Annotated in this window: 9 protein-coding genes; 6 read left to right on the top strand and 3 right to left on the bottom strand. The window is 70.8% G+C overall.

The annotated features are described in order from the left end of the window. Positions 1-116 precede the first annotated feature (116 nt). From AC3IPY_RS00785 to AC3IPY_RS00765, 5 genes are all read left to right on the top strand, one after another. Complete coding sequence (locus AC3IPY_RS00785; protein ID WP_489186093.1) at positions 117-2627, top strand: sunset domain-containing protein; 2511 nt, start codon at positions 117-119, stop codon at positions 2625-2627. A 74-nt stretch (positions 2628-2701) separates the two neighbouring features. Next, positions 2702-4573, top strand: a complete 1872-nt coding sequence (locus AC3IPY_RS00780) for a substrate-binding and vWA domain-containing protein (RefSeq protein WP_489186092.1) — start codon at positions 2702-2704, stop codon at positions 4571-4573. 10 nt (positions 4574-4583) lie between these two features. Beyond that, positions 4584-5642, top strand: coding sequence for a hypothetical protein (locus tag AC3IPY_RS00775; RefSeq protein ID WP_489186091.1), 1059 nt, complete (start codon positions 4584-4586; stop codon positions 5640-5642). 136 nt (positions 5643-5778) lie between these two features. Further along, positions 5779-6150 carry a YccF domain-containing protein gene (locus tag AC3IPY_RS00770; RefSeq protein WP_489186090.1) on the top strand — a complete coding sequence of 124 codons (372 nt, stop codon included), beginning with the start codon at positions 5779-5781 and terminating at the stop codon, positions 6148-6150. Positions 6151-6220: 70 nt separating this feature from the next. Further along, the gene (locus tag AC3IPY_RS00765; protein WP_489186089.1) at positions 6221-7612 is read left to right on the top strand and encodes an MATE family efflux transporter; all 1392 of its coding nucleotides are present in this window, start codon (positions 6221-6223) and stop codon (positions 7610-7612) included. 143 nt (positions 7613-7755) lie between these two features. Here AC3IPY_RS00765 and AC3IPY_RS00760 read toward each other — a convergent pair whose 3' ends face one another. The 3 genes from AC3IPY_RS00760 to AC3IPY_RS00750 all read right to left on the bottom strand — a co-directional run bounded on the left by AC3IPY_RS00760 (position 7756) and on the right by AC3IPY_RS00750 (position 16302). After that, the gene (locus tag AC3IPY_RS00760) at positions 7756-8397 is read right to left on the bottom strand and encodes a hypothetical protein (protein WP_489186088.1); all 642 of its coding nucleotides are present in this window, start codon (positions 8395-8397) and stop codon (positions 7756-7758) included. Between the two features lie 116 nt (positions 8398-8513). Beyond that, positions 8514-14693, bottom strand: coding sequence for a ThuA domain-containing protein (locus tag AC3IPY_RS00755; RefSeq protein ID WP_489186087.1), 6180 nt, complete (start codon positions 14691-14693; stop codon positions 8514-8516). A 550-nt stretch (positions 14694-15243) separates the two neighbouring features. Continuing rightward, positions 15244-16302, bottom strand: a complete 1059-nt coding sequence (locus AC3IPY_RS00750) for a LacI family DNA-binding transcriptional regulator (RefSeq protein ID WP_489186086.1) — start codon at positions 16300-16302, stop codon at positions 15244-15246. A 253-nt stretch (positions 16303-16555) separates the two neighbouring features. On the opposite strand from AC3IPY_RS00750, the gene AC3IPY_RS00745 reads away from it, so the two are divergent. Continuing rightward, the gene (locus tag AC3IPY_RS00745) at positions 16556-17320 is read left to right on the top strand and encodes an SDR family NAD(P)-dependent oxidoreductase (RefSeq protein WP_489186085.1); all 765 of its coding nucleotides are present in this window, start codon (positions 16556-16558) and stop codon (positions 17318-17320) included. The last annotated feature ends 64 nt before the right edge of the window (positions 17321-17384 follow it).

Genomic DNA, 17384 nt, shown 5'->3' with positions numbered 1-17384 from the left:
CGTTCGGTTGCGAGACGGCGACCACCCTCGCCGCCCCCGTTTTGGGGGGCGGCGTTATCTGCAGTTCATCAGGTGTTCTGCTTAGGCTCGGGCGGTCCGGCCGAAATTGGAGAACGTTGAACACAGCACTCAGGCGCCGAGTGCGCTCGCTCATCGCGACCGCGGCCGCTTCATTGGTGGTCGCTGCACTCGTCCCGGCGTCGCCCGCCTTCGCCGAACAGGACGAGATCCAGACGCCCGGCTCGATCGTCGGAGTCGTGACCGACCCGGCCGGAACCCCGGCCGCCGGCTTCTGCGTCACCGCGGAATGGTTCGACGGCGGCGATTGGGTGGAGTTCGGCGTTGAGACTGAAACGGATGCCACGGGCGCATACGCGCTCACCGAGCTCGACGAGGGCGCATACACGGTCAGCGCCGCTCCATGCGCCGCCCCGCTCGACACGCTGCGCACGTGGGCGCCGTCGCTCGATGCGCCGCCGCTCATCGTCGATGGCAGCGTCGGCGCCGAAGCCATCACGGTCGAGGCCGACGCCGGCCCGACCATCGCCGACATCCGACTGCTTCCCGCGCCCGTGGACGCCATCGACGGTCCGACCGTCTCGGGTGCTGCGATCGTCGGCTCGCCGCTGACGGCCGACGCTGGCCTGTGGAGCGTCGGCACCCTGGTCTTCTCGTACCAGTGGCTGCGCAACGGCGCCCCGGTCAGCGGCGCGACGGACCAGACCTACACGCCGACGATCGATGACGTCGACGCCGTGCTCTCGGTCGAGGTGCTCGCTTCGCGTGATGGCTGGGTGGAGACGCGCGCCACCTCGGCGTCGACCGCCGTCGTGCCGAAGCTGCCGCTCACGGTCGGCACGCCGACCATCACCGGCACCTCGAAGGTCGGCCAGACGCTGACCGCGAACGCCGGCACCTGGGCCCCGACCTCGACCGTGGCGACCTTCGAATGGCTGCGCGACGGCAGCGCGATCGCCGGTGCCACGGCCAAGACGTACAAGCTGACGGCCGCCGACTTCGACAAGAAGATCTCGATTCGCGTCACCGGCACGAGCACTGGCTATGCGACCGCCTCGAAGGTCTCGACGTCCACGGCCAAGGTGGCGGCGGGCTCGCTCGTCACCTCGGTGCCGAAGATCACCGGCACCGTCAAGGTCGGCCAGACGTTGACTGCAGCGACCGGATGGACGCCCTCGGGCATCACGTACACCTATCAGTGGAAGCGCAACGGCGCGACGATCGCCGGTGCCACGAAGGCGACCTACGCCCCCACCGCGGACGACCTCGGCAAGAAGCTCACCGTCACCGTCAAGGGCACCCTCGCCGGCCACACCGCCGTGACGCTCACCTCGACGTCGACGGCCGCCGTCACGATCGGAACGTTCTCGGCGCCCGTGCCGACGGTGTCCGGCACGGTCGCCGTCGGTCGCACGGTCACCGCCGTCCCGGGCGCGTGGAAGCCCGCGGCATCCTTCACCTACCTGTGGAAGCGCAACGGCGTCGCGATCAAGGGCGCGACGAAGTCCACGTACGCGATCACGACGACCGACTTCGGCAAGAGCATCACCGTGACCGTGACCGGCAAGAAGGCGGCCTTCACGACCGCGACCAAGACCTCGACTGCGATCAAGGTCGCCGCAGGCGCCCTCACGGCACCGATTCCGACGATCACGGGCACCCGGGCGGTCGGGAAGACCCTCACCGCGGTACCCGGTACCTGGAAGCCCTCAGGCGTCGCCCTCAGCTACCAGTGGAAGCGCAACGGCACCGCGATCTCGGGTGCGACGAAGGCGACCTACGTGCTCGCCGCGGCCGACCTCGGCAAGACCATCACCGTGACCGTCACCGGCAAGAAGGCGGCCTACGCGACCACGGGCAAGACCTCTGCCGTCACCGGCAAGATCGCCGCGGGTGCGCTCACCGCGGCGGCCCCGACGATCTCCGGCACCCGCGCCGTCGGCAAGACCCTCACCGCGGTTCCCGGCACCTGGAAGCCGTCTGGCGTCGCCTTCAGCTACCAGTGGAAGCGCGCAGGCACCGCGATCTCGGGCGCCACGAAGTCGACGTACGCGCTCACTGCCGCAGACCTCGGCAAGAGCATCACCGTGACCGTCACCGGCAAGAAGGCGGGCTACACGAACGCGGCCAAGACGTCGGGCGCAACCGGGAAGATCGCCGCCGGCGCGCTGAGCCTGAAGGCCGGAGTGAGCGGCACCGCCAAGGTCGGATCCACCCTGACCGCCACGGCGAGCGCGACGGCGGGCGTCGCGCTCTCGTACCAGTGGTACCGGGCGGGCACGAAGATCGGCGGCGCGACCGGACGCACGTACAACCCGTCGAACGCGGACATCGGAAAGACCCTCGTCGTCGCCGTCACTGCGCGCAAGTCCGGCTACACGACACTCACCTCTCGCTCGGGCGCGACGGCGGCCGTTCGTCCGCCCGACCGGTACACCCCGACCGGGAGCGGCTGGCGGGTCTGTCCGAGCTGGGCTCCGATCAAGGGCAACCAGAGCGGCATCTACCACGTGCCCGGCGGCGCCTACTACGACCGGACGAACCCGGAGGAGTGCTTCTCGTCAGAGGCTGCCGCGATCAAGGCTGGCTATCGGAAGTCGAAGCTGTAACACAGCCGGCCGATCCCCGGCTTGACGGGGATGCAGTGTGCGCAGTGAGCGAGTGGGGGACGTACCCTGTTCCCATGGCACCCGTTCCGCGGCGCACGGCCGCCCGCTCCCCGTTCGCGACGACCCCGAGGCGTGGCGCGCGCGCGTCGCTCGCGATCTCGCTGGTGGCGGTGGCGACGCTCGCCCTGAGCGCCTGCACGTTCGGCGGCGACGCGGTCGACGGGAACAACGCCGACGGGGGCGACTTCGCCGACGACGGCTGCACGAGCGTCGTCGTCGCGACCTCGTCCGAGAAGGTCAACATGCTCGACGCGCTCGCGAAGGCGTTCAAGCAGTCACCGGAGCACGACGGGCTCGACGAGTGCGCGACCGTGCGACCCGTGAACGTGTCCTCGGGCGACGCGACCCGCTTCCTCACGGCCGGCGGCGACTGGCCCGAAGAGGACACGCGCCGCTGGCCGACCCTGTGGTCGCCCGCATCCACGGTGTGGACCGAGCGCGTCGCAGCCGCGGCATCCGCTTCGCTCGTGGGCGAGCCGGTGTCGTTCACGCACACGCCTGTCGTGTTCGGCGTGCCCGAGACGATGGCGAAGGCGCTCGGTTGGCCCGACACCGAGATCGGCATCGCCGACCTCGAGAAGCTGTGCGCCGACCCGGCGGGCTGGGGCAGCGTCGGCAAGCCGATCTGGGGCTCGTTCAAGATCTCGAAGACGAACCCGAACACGTCGACCACGGGGCTGTCCGCGATCCTGATGCAGTCGTACGAGGCATCCGGCAAGACGAGCGACCTCACCGCCGACGACGTCGCCGCGGCCGAGGAGTTCTCGCGCGTGTTCGAGGAATGCGTGATCCACTACGGCGACACGACCGGCAAGGTGCTCGCCACCCTCTACGACGAGACGCAGCACGGCTCGGGCGGCTCCGGCTACGTGTCGGCGGTGGCGCTCGAGGAGACCTCGCTGCTGAACTACAACCAGGGCAACCCCGACTCGCACACCGTGCAGCCCGGCGAGACCCTGACGCCGCCCAAGGAGAAGCTCGTCGCGGTCTACCCCTCGGGCGGCTCGATGTGGTCCGACAACCCGGTGACCGTGCTCGGCGCCGACTGGGTAACCGAGGCCCAGCGCACGGCGGGCGAGGCGTTCGTGGCCTTCCTCGCGACCGAGCCGGCCCAGCGCATCCTGCCCGAGTACGGGTTCCGACCGCTCGACGAGTCGGCGCCGCTCGGCGACCTGTTCACCGAGCAGTACGGCGTCGACCCGGCCGGACCGGCGATCACGCTGCCGCGGCCCGGCGTCGACGTCGTCTCGGCGGCGCTCGACCAGTGGACGCAGATCCGCAAGCCGTCGTCGGTGCTCGAGGTCATCGACGTCTCGGGCTCGATGGACGACCCCATCGGCGACGGCCGGTCCAAGCTCGACGGCGCGATCGAAGGCGCCCAGGCCACTCTCGGGCACTTCCGCTCGACCGACGAGGTCGGCGTGTGGGCGTTCACGACCGACGTCGAGTCCTCGGCGGGCAAGAACCTCATCGAGCTGCGGGGCGTCTCGCAGCTCGGCTCCGACGGCGAGACGCTGCGCTCCTCGATCGCCGACCTCCGCTACGCGAACCGCCAGGGCACGCCGCTCTACGACGCCGTCGCCGCCGCCTACGACGAGATGGTCGCGCGCGCCGAGCCCGGTCGCATCAACGCGATCGTCGTGCTCTCCGACGGGCAGGACACCGATTCCTCGATCTCGATCGACTCGCTCATCACGAAGATCGGCAAGTCGAGCGGCGAGGGCGGCGGCGACGCGCCGGTGCGCATCTTCCCGATCGCCTACGGCGAGGGCGCCGACACCGGCGCGCTGCAGCGCATCGCCGAAGCGACGGGCGGCCAGTGGTTCGACGCCTCCGACCCGGCGAAGATCGACCTCGTGTTCGCGTCGGTCATCAACAACTTCTAGGGGGCGACGGATGGTTGCCGAACTCGTCGCCGCGACGCCGTTCCCCGCCATCGTCGTCGTCACCGACGGCGGCTACATAGATGACGCCACCGAGGCCCTCCAGAGCGGGCCGGTCTACGTCTCCTCCGAAGTGCAGGATGCGTCCGGCCTGCAGGCCCAGCTGCTGAGCCAGGTCGGCGACGCGTCGATCGGCGTCGCCGTGTTCTCGGACAACGCCGCGCTCGAGGCATCCGGGCCCGACATCGCCATCCAGCTCGGCCGGGAAACGGGCTACGACACGATCATCGTGGCTGTCGGCGATGACCTTTCCGCCGCGTCGAAGGTCAGCCCCCTCGCGGGCGGCGAGGCGATGCGCATCGCGAACGTGGCCGAGGAGAACTCGACCAGCCTCGAGGCAGCACTCACCACGACGGTGCAGGGCGTGCAGGCGGCCGAGCCAGCGGCATCAGGACCAGACGGCGGAGCAGGCGGCGGGCTGGTGCTCGGACTCGCGATCGGGGCGGCCGTCATCGTCGCCGGCGCCGCCACCGCGGTCGGCGTGATCCGCGCGCGACGCCGTCGCGGCGTGGGCGACGGTCGGTTGCCCGACCAGATCCGGCGCCACGTCGCCACCCTGCGGTCGCTGAGCGCCGCCTACGCCCAGGTCGGCGCCACCGGCGACGCGGTGGCCGCGCAGACCGCGACCGATGCCGCCGCCATCGCCACCAACGTCGAAGAGCTCTTCGCCCGGCTCGACCGCCGCAGCGGCGCCGACCAGCGCGGACTCGCCGCGATCGAGCTCGACGCGACGCTGCGCAAGCTCACGGCGGCGCTCGACCGCGACTACCTGCTCGACATCCTCACCCACCCGCAGCTCTGGGACGACCCCGACGAGCGCATTCGCGAGGTGCGGAACGCCGTCACCGCGGTGTCCGAGGAACTCGTGGCGAACATCAGGCAGGTCAACGCCCGACGCGGCCTGCACTTCCAGGTCTCGCTCGACGGGCTCATCGGCAAGCGCTCGGAGCTGCAGGCGTGGGAGCGCGAGTTCGAGCGCGCCGCTGACGAGGGCGAGACACCGCCCTCCTGAGCGGCGGGGCGCTCAGGCCATCCGCGGCATCCGCTTCGCCGCGGCATCCGGGTCGTCGCGGCATCCGCTTCGCCGCGGCATCCGCTTCTGGATCGCCTCCGGGCTTCGCCCCAGTCGCACCTGCTTGAATCGGGGCATGAACACCGTGCTCAACGTCATCTGGCTCGTGCTCTCGGGCTTCTGGCTGTTCCTGGGGTACCTGGCGGCCGGGGTGGTCATGTGCGTGCTCATCGTGACGATCCCGTGGGGCATCGCGTCGTTCCGCATCGGCCTGTACGCGCTCTGGCCGTTCGGCCGCACGGTGGTCGCGAAGCCGACGAGCGGCGCCTGGTCGTTCCTCGGCAACGTCGTCTGGTTCCTCCTGGCGGGTCTCTGGCTCGCGATCGCGCACCTCGTGTCGGGCGTGCTGCTGTGCATCACGATCATCGGCATCCCGCTCGGCATCGCCGACTTCAAGCTCATCCCCGTCTCGCTCGCGCCGCTCGGCAAGGAGATCGTCGACCTCTGACGGGCGGATGCCGCGAGCCGGCCTCCGATCGCTGCGGCGTCGGTCGCTCGGCATAGGCTCGAGTCCGCATATGGACTCAGAACCCACTCCCGTCCCACCGGCGCCCGCACCGGGCGGGGCTCAGGCGCCGGCGCGCACGGTCGACCGCGACATCCTGCGGCTCGCCGTGCCGGCCCTCGGCGCACTCATCGCCGAGCCCCTGTTCCTGCTGGCCGACACCGCGATGGTCGGGCACCTCGGGTCCACGCCGCTCGCCGGACTCGGCATCGCGAGCGCGGTGCTGCAGACGATCATCGGGCTCATGGTGTTCCTCGCCTACGCGACGACGCCCGCCGTCGCGCGCCGGCTCGGCGCGGGCGATGAGCGCGGAGCCGTGGCATCCGGCGTCGACGGGTTGTGGCTCGCGCTCGGCCTCGGCGCCCTGCTCGCCGTGCTCGGGTGGTTCGCGACCCCGTGGCTCGTCGGCGTGTTCGGCGCGTCGGCAGAGGTCGCGGCCGAGGCATCCGCCTACCTCTCGATCTCGATGATCGGGCTGCCGGCCATGCTGCTCGTCTTCGCCGCGACGGGACTGCTGCGCGGTCTCCAAGACACGACCACGCCGCTCTGGGTCGCCGGCGTCGGGTTCGCAGCCAACATCGTGCTGAACTTCGTGTTCATCTACGGGTTGGGCTGGGGCATCGCGGGCTCCGCGGTCGGCACCGTCATCGCGCAATGGGGCATGGTGCTCGTCTACCTCGTCGTGGTCTCACGGCACGCGGCGCGGGTCGGCGCGAGCCCGTGGCCCCATCACGCGGGCGTGCTTCGCGGCGCGACCTCCGGCGGCTGGCTGTTCCTGCGCACGGTGAGCCTGCGCGCGGCCCTGCTGCTCGCCACGTGGGCGGCGACCTCGCTCGGGCCCGACGAGCTCGCGGCCTACCAGGTGGCCATCACGGTGTACTTCACCCTCGGGTTCGCGCTCGACGCGCTCGCGATCGCCGCGCAGGCGCTCATCGGCAAGGGCCTCGGCGAGGGCGATGTCGAGCAGGTGCGCGCGGTGCTGCGTCGCTGCCTGCAGTGGGGCGTCTGGTCGGGGGTCGCACTCGGCGCGCTCATCGTCGCGACCGCGTGGGTGCTGCCGGCGCTCTTCACCTCGTCGGCCGAGGTCGCCGCCCTGCTGCCGCCCTCGCTCGTGGTGCTCGGCCTCTCGGCCCCGCTCGGCGGCCTCGTGTTCGTGCTCGACGGCGTGCTCATCGGCGCGGGCGACGCCCGCTACCTCGCCTGGACGGGCCTCGTGAACCTCGCCGTGTTCGTTCCACTGGCACTCGGCACGGTCTGGTGGGCGGATGCCGCGGGGCTGCCGAGTTCCACCTCGCTCGCACTGCTCACCGGCGCGTTCGCGATCGGGTACCTCGCCGCTCGCGCGGTGACGCTGTCTCTGCGCGCGCGGGGCGCGAAGTGGATGGTCACGGGCGCGCCGGCCTGACGCCGCGGCCGGTCACGCCGGGCTGGGATTCCGTGCCCGCGCGGCGTGCCACTCCCACGATGCGGCGCGGCGGGCGGGCGAGCAGCCCTGCGCGACCACTGCCCCGTCGTGACCCGACTCCAGCGGGTCGGTCACTCGGCGGATCAGACCTTCGCGGTCTCCTTCGACCGGTCGTTCGAGCCCTTCGCCGACTTCGGAGCCGGCTTCGCGGCATCCGCCCCGGGCTCGACCGGCCCGGTCGCCCGCCGCCTCCCGAGCACGAACCAGGCGGTGCCGACGCCGACGACCGCGACACCCACGGCGACCCACAGCCAGAGCCCGAGCTGGTCGGCCGGGGCCTCCTGGACGGCGTCGCTCGCAGCGGGCAACTCCTCTCCGGGCTCCACGGGCGGCGCGAGCGGCGCGACCGTGAACTCGGCGCTCGCGGCGCTCGAGGCGGGCGTGGTGACCTCCACGGTGACGGTCCAGTCGCCGTCCTCCAGGAACGGTTCGGGGCTGACCCACACCCCTTCGCCCTCGGATGAGGAGACGAGTTCGACCGGGCCCGCGGTGCGCCCGTCGGAGGCGACCGCGGTCGCGACGGGGTCCATGATCTCGGTGACCGGATGCCCGTCCTCCGCGTATTCGGCGACCACCGAGATGCCGCCGGAACCGTCGGGCGTGACGGTGAGGTTGAACGGCCCGCCGTGCGCGAGTGCCCGCGCGGGCATCAGCAGCACGAGCGCGATGGCGAAGAACGAGACGATGAGCAGCCAGAGGCCGCTGCGGCGAAGCGCTGGCGACAATTCGGGACTTCCTTTGCGAGACGGATGTTGCGGAGCGAACGGATATCGAACGCAGGACGATGCGGTGGGGGCGGGTGCCCCGTGCCCCGGAGGGACGGGGCACCCGCCCTCGGAGGCTACTGCTCCACGCGACGCAGGCGTCGGCCGATCAGCAGCCAACCGGCACCCAGCACCAGCAGCAGCGCCGCGAGGGGGAGCTGCGCCTGCCACTGGTCGAACCCGGTCTCCGCGAGACCGCCGGAGCCGCTGCCGGCCGTGCTGCCCGAGCCCGTGCCCGAGCCCGGGGTGCCCGTGCCGGGGTCATCCGGGTCCGAGCCGCCGGGGCTGACCGCCGCCGCCGTGACCTCGAAGGGCAGGCTGCGGGCGATCTCCTCACCGTCCAGGAGCAGCACAACCTGGTGCTGGCCGGGCTCGAAGTCGGCCGGCACCTGGATGCTGCCCGAGAACGACCCGTCCTCATCGACGGTCACCGTGGTGATCAGCGTCGGGTCGGAGTAGAGCCACAGCTCGAGCTCCGTTCCCGGCTCGAACCCGGTGCCGCTGACCCCGATGAGGCCGCCCTGCACGACCGAGGCCGCGTCGACCGTCACCGTCGGCGTGGGCGCGGGAACCTCGACTGCGGCGACGTCGAGCGTCGCCTCCTCCGAGACGTGCCCCGCAGCGTCGACCGAACGGTACGCGACCGTCGCGGCGTCGAGGCCCGGGACCGCGAACGGCGTCGTGTACGCCGTCCAGGCCTCGGCGTCGCCGATGCGGTACTCGAGCCGGGAGAGGCCGCTCGTCGCGTCCTCGCCCGTCAGCGTCACCGTGCGACCCTCGACGGAACCGTCGGCGCCGGGCGCCACCGTGTCGAGCCTGACCGTGAACGAGCGGGTCTCCGACACGAACGCCGTGTCGGCGAGGCGAGCCCGAACGAACCAGGGCCGCTCGCCATCGCCCTCGAGCACATGCTCGCCGGCGAACTCGGTCCACTCCACCCCGTCGAGCGAGAACTCGACGACCACGGGCGTCTCGGCCGCGTCATCCGCGACCTGCGCGTCGTCCGTGGTTCCCGGCGTGCTCGTGCCGCTCGCGGTGAGCTTCGGAGCCGCGGTCCACCATCCGGCGAGGCCGTCGGCGACCGCCGGGTCGACCGTGGCGGTCAGCGAGACCGTCGGGTCGCCGGGGACCACCGGAGGCGCCACGAGCGAACCCGTCGCCGAGACGTTGCCCGCGACATCCGTCGCCCGGTACTCGACCGTCGCGCCCGCATCGGTCAGGCCGACCGGCGCGGTGTATTCGGCCCACTCGCCGCCGTCGACGCGGTACTCGACCGTGTCGACGCCGCTCGTGGCATCCGTCGCCGTGATCTCGACCGTGCGCAGGCCCTCATCGGTGACGAGCTCGGCCGTCGGAACCGGCGCCGTGGCGTCGATCTCGAAGGTCACGCTCTCGACCTCGGTCGACTCCCCCGACGTCGAGGCACGGTACTGCACCGTGTGCTCGCCGTCGGTGGTCACCGTCACGGGCGAGGTGTACTCGACCCATCCGGCGCCGTCGACGTCGACCTCGCGGTAGACCGTCGACGCGCCGCCGCCGGTCGTCTCGACCGTGACCGTCACCGCCTGGGTGTACCAGCCGGCGAGGCCGTTCGGCACCTCGGGGGCGACCGTCGCGCTGACCGCGACCGGCTCGGCCTTCTCGACCACGTGGAAGTAGTCGAACCGCGCCGTGTTGGCGACCTGACCCTGCGCCGAGTTGCCCAGGGCGAACAGGCCCACCCTGGCACCGTCGAGGCCGGCGTTGGTCACCGTCTCGGCCACCTGGGTCCACGAGGAACCGTCGGTGCTGTACCAGGCCGTGATCGTCGATCCGCTCTTGCCGAGTCGCAACGACACCACGCCATCGGCGGGAGCAGGTGCGTTCGGCTGCGGGTTCTGCACCACGCCGCCGATCTCGTTGCGGATCTCGAGGTTGCGTGCGATCGGCTGCCCCGCCTCGTTGGTGGCGAGGATGTCGAACTTCACGTAGTTGTCGTCATCGCCGTAGAGGATGAGGCCGGCCTGCTGGTAGCGCCGGTCGAGGGCGGATGCGTCGACCTTCGTCTCCACGATCCAGTCCCCTTCGGGCTGGCCCTGGACGATGAAGTTCGGCACCCCGGTGTCGCCGCCGTAGATGTCGTTCGGCGACGTGTCGATCTCGAGGTTGCCACCGGTCACCCGGTAGCCGCCCGGCTGCTCGGCCACGACGGTCCAGCGGCAGGTCTCGAGCGACGCGCCGTCGAACTCGTCATCGGGCGTCGGCGCGACCGCGGTGTCATCCGGCGTGATGTGGAACCAGTCCACGTACGCGTTGATGACGTCGGCCGGCGACCCGTCGTTCGCGAATGCGACGACGCCGATGCGCGGGTTCACGATGCCGGCGAGCGACTTGGTCTGCGGCATCGCCGTGTAGGTGGTGCCGTCGGCCGAGTACGACGCGTTCAGGTTCGTGCCGTCGCTGGTGTAGCGCACGTAGAACGTGTCGGGGAACTCCGCGCCGAGTGCCGGCGTGTTGGAGTCGGCCACCTCGTTCGGGTTGCCCGCCTCCTCGCGGATGAACTGGAACAGGCGCTGTGCCGCGCTCGATCCGGTTCCGCGACCCTGCATGGCGAACTTCGCGTAGTTGTCGTCGTCGCCGTACACGATCAGACCGGCCTGCTGGTACTGGGTGCGTGCCTCGAAGGTGAGCTTCGCGGTCGCCTGCCAGGCCCCTGCGGGCAGATCCTGCAGGATGATGTCGGTCGCCGATCCGCCGCCGCCGTACAGGTCGGTCTTGGTGGCGGGCAGCACCAGGTGGCCGTCGGCGACCTGGGCGAACTGCGTCGGGCGAACGTTGCGGTTCCAGCGGTCGGTGTCGAGCGAGGTGCCGTCGAAGCCGTCGGAACGACCCGTGAGGCACATCGTCGAGCCGGCGGGCGCGACGGTGATGGTCACCGTCTCGACCGTGTAGGCGCTGTCGCCGTCGGTCACCTTGACCGCGAGCTCGTACGTGCCGGGCACGTCGTACACGAACTCCTCGGACGTGGTGCCGGCCTCGAACTGCTCGCCGTCGCCGAGGTCGCGGTCCCAGGCGATGGTCACCTCGGTGCCTTCGGGGTCGGATGCCTCGACGCTCGCGTTGACCGTCAGCGGCGCGCTGCCCGTGCGCTTGTCGACCGTGAGATCCACGACCGGTCGGGCGTTGCTGTTCACGCCGCCCTCCCACTCGAAGTAGTTCACGTTGGCGCCGCCCTGGGTGAGCACGAAGAAGAGCTCACCCGATTCGGTGGGCAGGTTCTCGAGCGGGATGTGGAAGTCCGAGTAGGCCTGCCAGTTCGGGCTGCCGCCGACCAGCGTGGGCTGGAACGTGACCTCGCCGAGCTTCGGACCCTCGGGATCGTTCCAGCGCAGCTCGATCTTGCCGTCGCCCGCCGAGCCCTTCGCGATGCGCAGGGTCACGCCCTCGACGCCCTTGAAGTTCACCGGTTCGTACGACCACCAGTCGTTCGTCTCGATGTGGCTGACGTTCAGGCCGCCGCCGGCGGAGTCGCCGGTGTTCTCGGTGCGAACGCCGTCGGAGTCGCCGCCCGTGCCGTTGATGCGGCCGGTGCGGTCGAAGAACTCCGCCTCCATGTGGGTCGGGTTGAGGATGTTCACCCCGTAGCCCGTGAGCGGAACGCCCGCGGCGCCGCCGTCGTCGGTGTACGACACGTCGACCACCCAGAACAGGTTGGTCTCGATGCCGTGCCCGCCGTCGCGACCGGTCGGGATGCTCCCCTCGCAGCCGGTGAGCGCGCCCATCGGGTGCTGGTGCGAGTCGTGACCGAGCGAGGGCTGGACCTTCACCTGGGAGCAGTCGATCTCGCCCGACCCGTCGGGGTCGTTCACGATGACCTGGTAGGCCACGTCGTCGCCCCACGAGAAGAAGCCGCCGTTCTCGGGGAACACGATGTCGACCGTCGGCACGATGTTGCCGACGACGATCTCGACGTTCGCGACGCTGGTCTTGCCCTCGTCGTCGGTCACGGTGAGACGGGCCGTGTACTGGCCGTTCTGCGCGTACGTGTGCGACGGGTGCGCCTCGGTGCTGGCAGGGCTGCCGTCGCCGAAGTCCCAGCTCAGCGTGATCGGCTTGCCGATCGGGTGCCGGGTGCCCTCGCTGGAGAACTGCACGTCGAGCTGCGGACCCGGACCGTTCGTGACATCCGCCGACGCCCGTGCGATCGGCGAGGGGCTCGCCTGCACGTAGTCCACGCGGAACACGCCCGCCGTCGCGGCGCTGCCGCCGAACTCCTTGCCCCAGTCGATGACGTAGAGCGCGCCGTCGGGGCCGAACTCGAAGTCCATCGATCGGTCGAAGCCGGCCGACGGGTCGAAGATGCCGGGAAGGATGCGGTTGATGTCCACGATCTTCGTGTGCGGTGCGTCGCCGCCCTCGTTGAGCTGCATGGAGTACATGCGGCCCTGGTTCCACTCGCCGAAGATCGCCTTGCGGTCCCAGTACGCGGGCCACTTGATGTCGGAGTCGAGGTCGGCGTCGTACTCGTACACCGGTCCGCCCATGGGCGCGCCGCTGTTGCCGATCTCGGGGTAGAGCGCGGTCAGGCCGTTCTCGGTCCACCATTCCGGCTGGATCACCGGAGGCAGGGTCGTCAGGCCCGTGTTGTTCGGGCTGTTGTTCGTCGGACCTGCGGGGTTGAACGCGGCGCCCGACGGGCCGGACGGGAAGGTCCAGTCGTTGTAGCACTTGATGCCCACGCAGAGCGGCCAGCCGTAGTTGCCCGGTTCGTCGACGATGTTCCACTCGACGGTTCCGCCCGGACCCCGGTTCGCGTTCGCCGAGCCCGCGTCGGGGCCGTAGTCGGCGACGAGCAGGTTGTTCGTGTACGGATCGAGTCCGATGCGGAACGGGTTGCGGAAGCCCATGGCGTAGACCTCGGGCCTGGTCTTCTGAGCCGAGTCGGATGCCTCGTCGAACAGGTTGCCGTCGGGGATCGTGTAGCCGCCCTCGTCGGTCGGCGTGATGCGGATCACCTTGCCGCGGAGGTCGTTCGTGTTCGCCGAGGTGCGCTGCGCGTCGTAGTCCTGACGGCCGGCGCGCTCGTCGATCGGCGCGTAGCCGTCGGACTCGAACGGGTTCGTGTTGTCGCCGGTCGCGAGCACGAGGTTGCCGTCGTTGTCGAACAGCATGTCGCCGCCCGCGTGGCAGCACGTGTTGCGCTGCGTGGTGATCTTCAGCACGACCTTCTCGCTGGCCGGGTCGATCGTCTTCGTGTCGGCGTTGTATGTGAACCGGGAGAGCCGGTTGTGCGGCCCGTCCTGATCGGTGACGACGCGCGGCGACCAGTACAGGTACACCCAGCCGTTGTCCTCGAAGGCCGGGTCGAGCACGATGCCGAGCAGGCCGTCTTCGTTGCCGTTGGTGACGTCGAGGTCGATGGCGGTGTTGCGCGCGTGCGTCACCGGGTCGAGCCGCTGCACGCGGCCGTCGCGCTCGGCGTAGAAGACCGTCGCGTCGGGCGCGATGTCCAGCGCCATCGGGTTGCCGGTGTTGTCGTCGAGGGTGACGAGCTCGAAGCTGTCGCTCTGCGTCGCGTTGCAGTCGGAGTTCACCGCGCCCGCGGCGGTCTGGATGCCCTTCAACAGGTGCTCACGGAACTTCGGCTCGGTGTACGAGGCGTCGGTGTGCCCGCCGCCGGTGTACCAGGAGCGTCCGCCGTCGTAGTTCTGGCACCAGGCGATCGGGTGGTCGACGCCCATGTCGCCGCCCGTGTAGCTCTTCTCGTCGAGGGACATGAGCACGTGCACGTCGTTGTTGCGGGGGTTCGTGCGGTAGTTGTACCACTCGTCGTAGCGGGTCCACTCCTCGTCGAGGTGGGCCGTCGAGGGGTGTGCGTGGTCCTCGACCTTGACGACCGCGTTCTGCTCGGCCGGGTGGCCCTTGAAGTAGCTGCCGACGAGCTGGCCGTACCACGGCCAGTCGTACTCGGTGTCGGATGCCGCGTGCACGCCGGCGTAGCCGCCGCCGGCCTCGATGTAGCGCTCGAACGCGCCCTGCTGCTCGGCGTCGAGCACGTCGCCGGTGGTCGACAGCCAGATCACCACGTCGTACTGCGCGAGGTTGGCGTCGGTGAACGACGCGCCGTCCTCGGTGACGTCGACGTCGAAGTCGTTCTCCTCGCCCAACTGCTGGATCGCGGTGATGCCGGCCGGAATCGATCCGTGTCGGAACCCGGCCGTCTTCGAGAAGACGAGGGCCTTGAAGTCGGGCGCGGGTGCGGGGTCGGCGGCGCGCACGACGGTATCGACCGTCGCTGCTGCCGCTGGTGCGCTTGCGATCAGACCTGAACCCACCAGGCCCACGAAGGCGAATGCGGCACCCAACCGCATTCCCCAGCGCGTCTTGCGTTGTAGAGCACTGTGCAGCGACATTCGCCATCCTCTCCATTGAGACGTACGAGTCGGATGATATTGGGGCTTTTTGTTGTTAGTCAAGCCTTTTTAGCGAAACGTTTCGAATGCCGCGAACTGCATAGATCAGAAATCCGATGGAATATGGCGCCCACGCGCAGGAAAGCGTATTTTGCGCGACGTCGAACGATCAGACATCCGATGTCTCTATACGTTGTCCGATGAGACTTATCGCTACGGAGCGCGCCGGTCGCGGCATCCGCCCCACCGTGCACGCGCTGGTCGCCCATCTCGACTCACCGAAATCAGGACGAAGGCTCGACGCGGCGACGGGCACGGCGACGGGCTACCGCCTCGGAGGGCTCGGCCGGCGCGCGACGCACGGCGACCGTGCGGCGGAGTCGGCGAACGACGAACGGCGAACGTGCGGTGGGCCTCAGCCGGCGCGCGGCGGCGCCGTCGTGTCACCGACGTGCAGCACGCTCGTGAAGCACACCGACTTCGGCGAGTCCCCGGCGAGCAGGCTCACGACGGCCTCTCCGGCAGCGCGTCCCTTGGCGACCGAGGGCTGCACGAGCGTGGTCAGGTCGTGCTGCAGCCCGTCGACGCGGATGCCGTCGAATCCGAGCACGCTGAGCTCGGCGGGCACGGCGATGCCGAGCTCCTCGGCGGCCTGGATCACGCCCGCCGCGAGCAGGTCGCTCTGCGCGATGATCGCGGTCGGGCGCCGCGAGGGATCGGCGAGCAGCCGGCGCCCGGCCTCGAGGCCCTCCTCGATCGAGCTCGCCCCGGCGACGCGGCCGGTGACGTCGGGGAACACGTCGCGCGCCCCGGCCAGGCGCTCGCTCGCGGTCTCGGCGGTGCTGCCGCGCTCGAGCTCCGGCGTGATGGGGCCGCGCGTGCGCGCCGGGTCGAACGGCAGCGTGACGACCTGGACCTCGGCATGGCCGAGTTCGCGAAGGTACTCGGCGCCGCGACGGGTGGCCTCGCGGTTGTCGATCGAGATCTTCGGGATGCCGTCGCCCGCATCGCCCTCGATGGCGACCGCCGGGATGCCGCGTCGCCGCAGCACCTCGACCGACTGGCCGAGCCTCGGGCTGCAGCCCACGAGCACGACGGCGTCGACGGGCGCGCTCTCGATGCCGACTGCATTGCCGCCCGCCTCGCCCGCGTCAGTGAGCAGCAGCAGGCCCGCGCCGAGCGAGCCGATGCCCTCGGTGATGCCGTCGAGCATCTGGATCTTCACGGGGTCGAGGAACGCCGCGCGCACGCGCTCCTCGAGCACGACGCCGACGATGCCGGAGCGTCCGCGCCGCAGCGACTGGGCGCGCGGGTCCGGGCCGGCGTAGCCGAGTTCGGCCGCGGCGGCGAGCACCTTCTGCTTCGTGGCATCCGACACCGGGCCGGAGCCGCTGAACGCGAGCGAGGCGGTCGACGCCGAGACGCCGGCGCGCGCGGCGACATCGGCGAGCGTGGGGCGCGCGGACTCGGACATGCGGATCGATCCTCAGGTGGGTGGGCCGGCGGGGCACCGACACGCCCGATCATAGATCATCGACCTCGAATCGATTCGAGACGAGCGCCCTGACACGATCTGGGTGCGGACTCGGCGCGCGAGTGCGGATCCGGCCCCGCCGAGTCGGCCCTCCGACGCCGATTCGGCACGCAGGCGGCGAGCAGCGCGAGCGGATGCCCCGTGCTGGGCGAGCGCCCGCGCGTCGAGCGCCCGCGCGCCTAGGCTTGGCCGCATGCCGAACACCGCACTCATCACCGGCGCGAGCTCGGGGCTCGGCGCCGAGTTCGCCCGCCAGCTCGCCGCGACCGGCGCCGACCTCGTGCTCGTCGCCCGCGATCGCGACGCGCTCGAGCGCATCGCCGCCAAGGTGCGGTCGCGCTACGGCGTGGCCGTCGAGGTGCTGCCGGCCGACCTGCTGAAGCGGCGGCACCTCGCCAAGGTCGTCGCGCGGGTCTCGGACCCCGAGCGCCCGATCGACCTGCTCGTCAACAACGCCGGCTTCGGGCTTGCGCTCGACTTCGCGGCGAACGACATCGACGACGAGGTGCGGCACCTGCAGCTGCACGTCGAGGTGCCCATGCGCCTCAGCCATGCGGCGCTCGGACAGATGCTGCCGCGTGGACGGGGGCGCATCGTCAACGTCGCCTCCGTCGCCGGCTTCATCCCGCGCTCGACCTACGGCGCGTGCAAGGGCTGGCTCATCAGCTTCAGCCGGTGGGCCAACGACCAGTACGGGGCGCGCGGCGTGACGACCACGGCCGTGTGCCCCGGATTCACGCACACGAACTTCCACGCGCGCATGGGCCTGGCGCCCGGCAAGGAGGGCGTGCCCGCCTGGATGTGGCTCGACGCGCGCACCGTCGTCTCGACCGGGCTCCGCGACGTGGCGCACGGCAGGGCCGTCTCGATCCCGTCGCTGCGCTACCGGGCGCTCATCGCGCTCACCCGGCTGCTGCCGGCGTCGCTCGCGATGCGGGTCGGGTCGCGCGGACGCTGACGCTCGGCGGTTCGCCGCCCCGCGGCATCCGCTCGCTCGCCCCGCGGCATCCGCTCACCGGCAC

The organism is Agromyces sp. GL_144, assembly GCF_057834305.1.
Note: the sequence above shows the minus strand (reverse complement) of the source record. Positions and strands in the feature narration are given on the sequence as shown.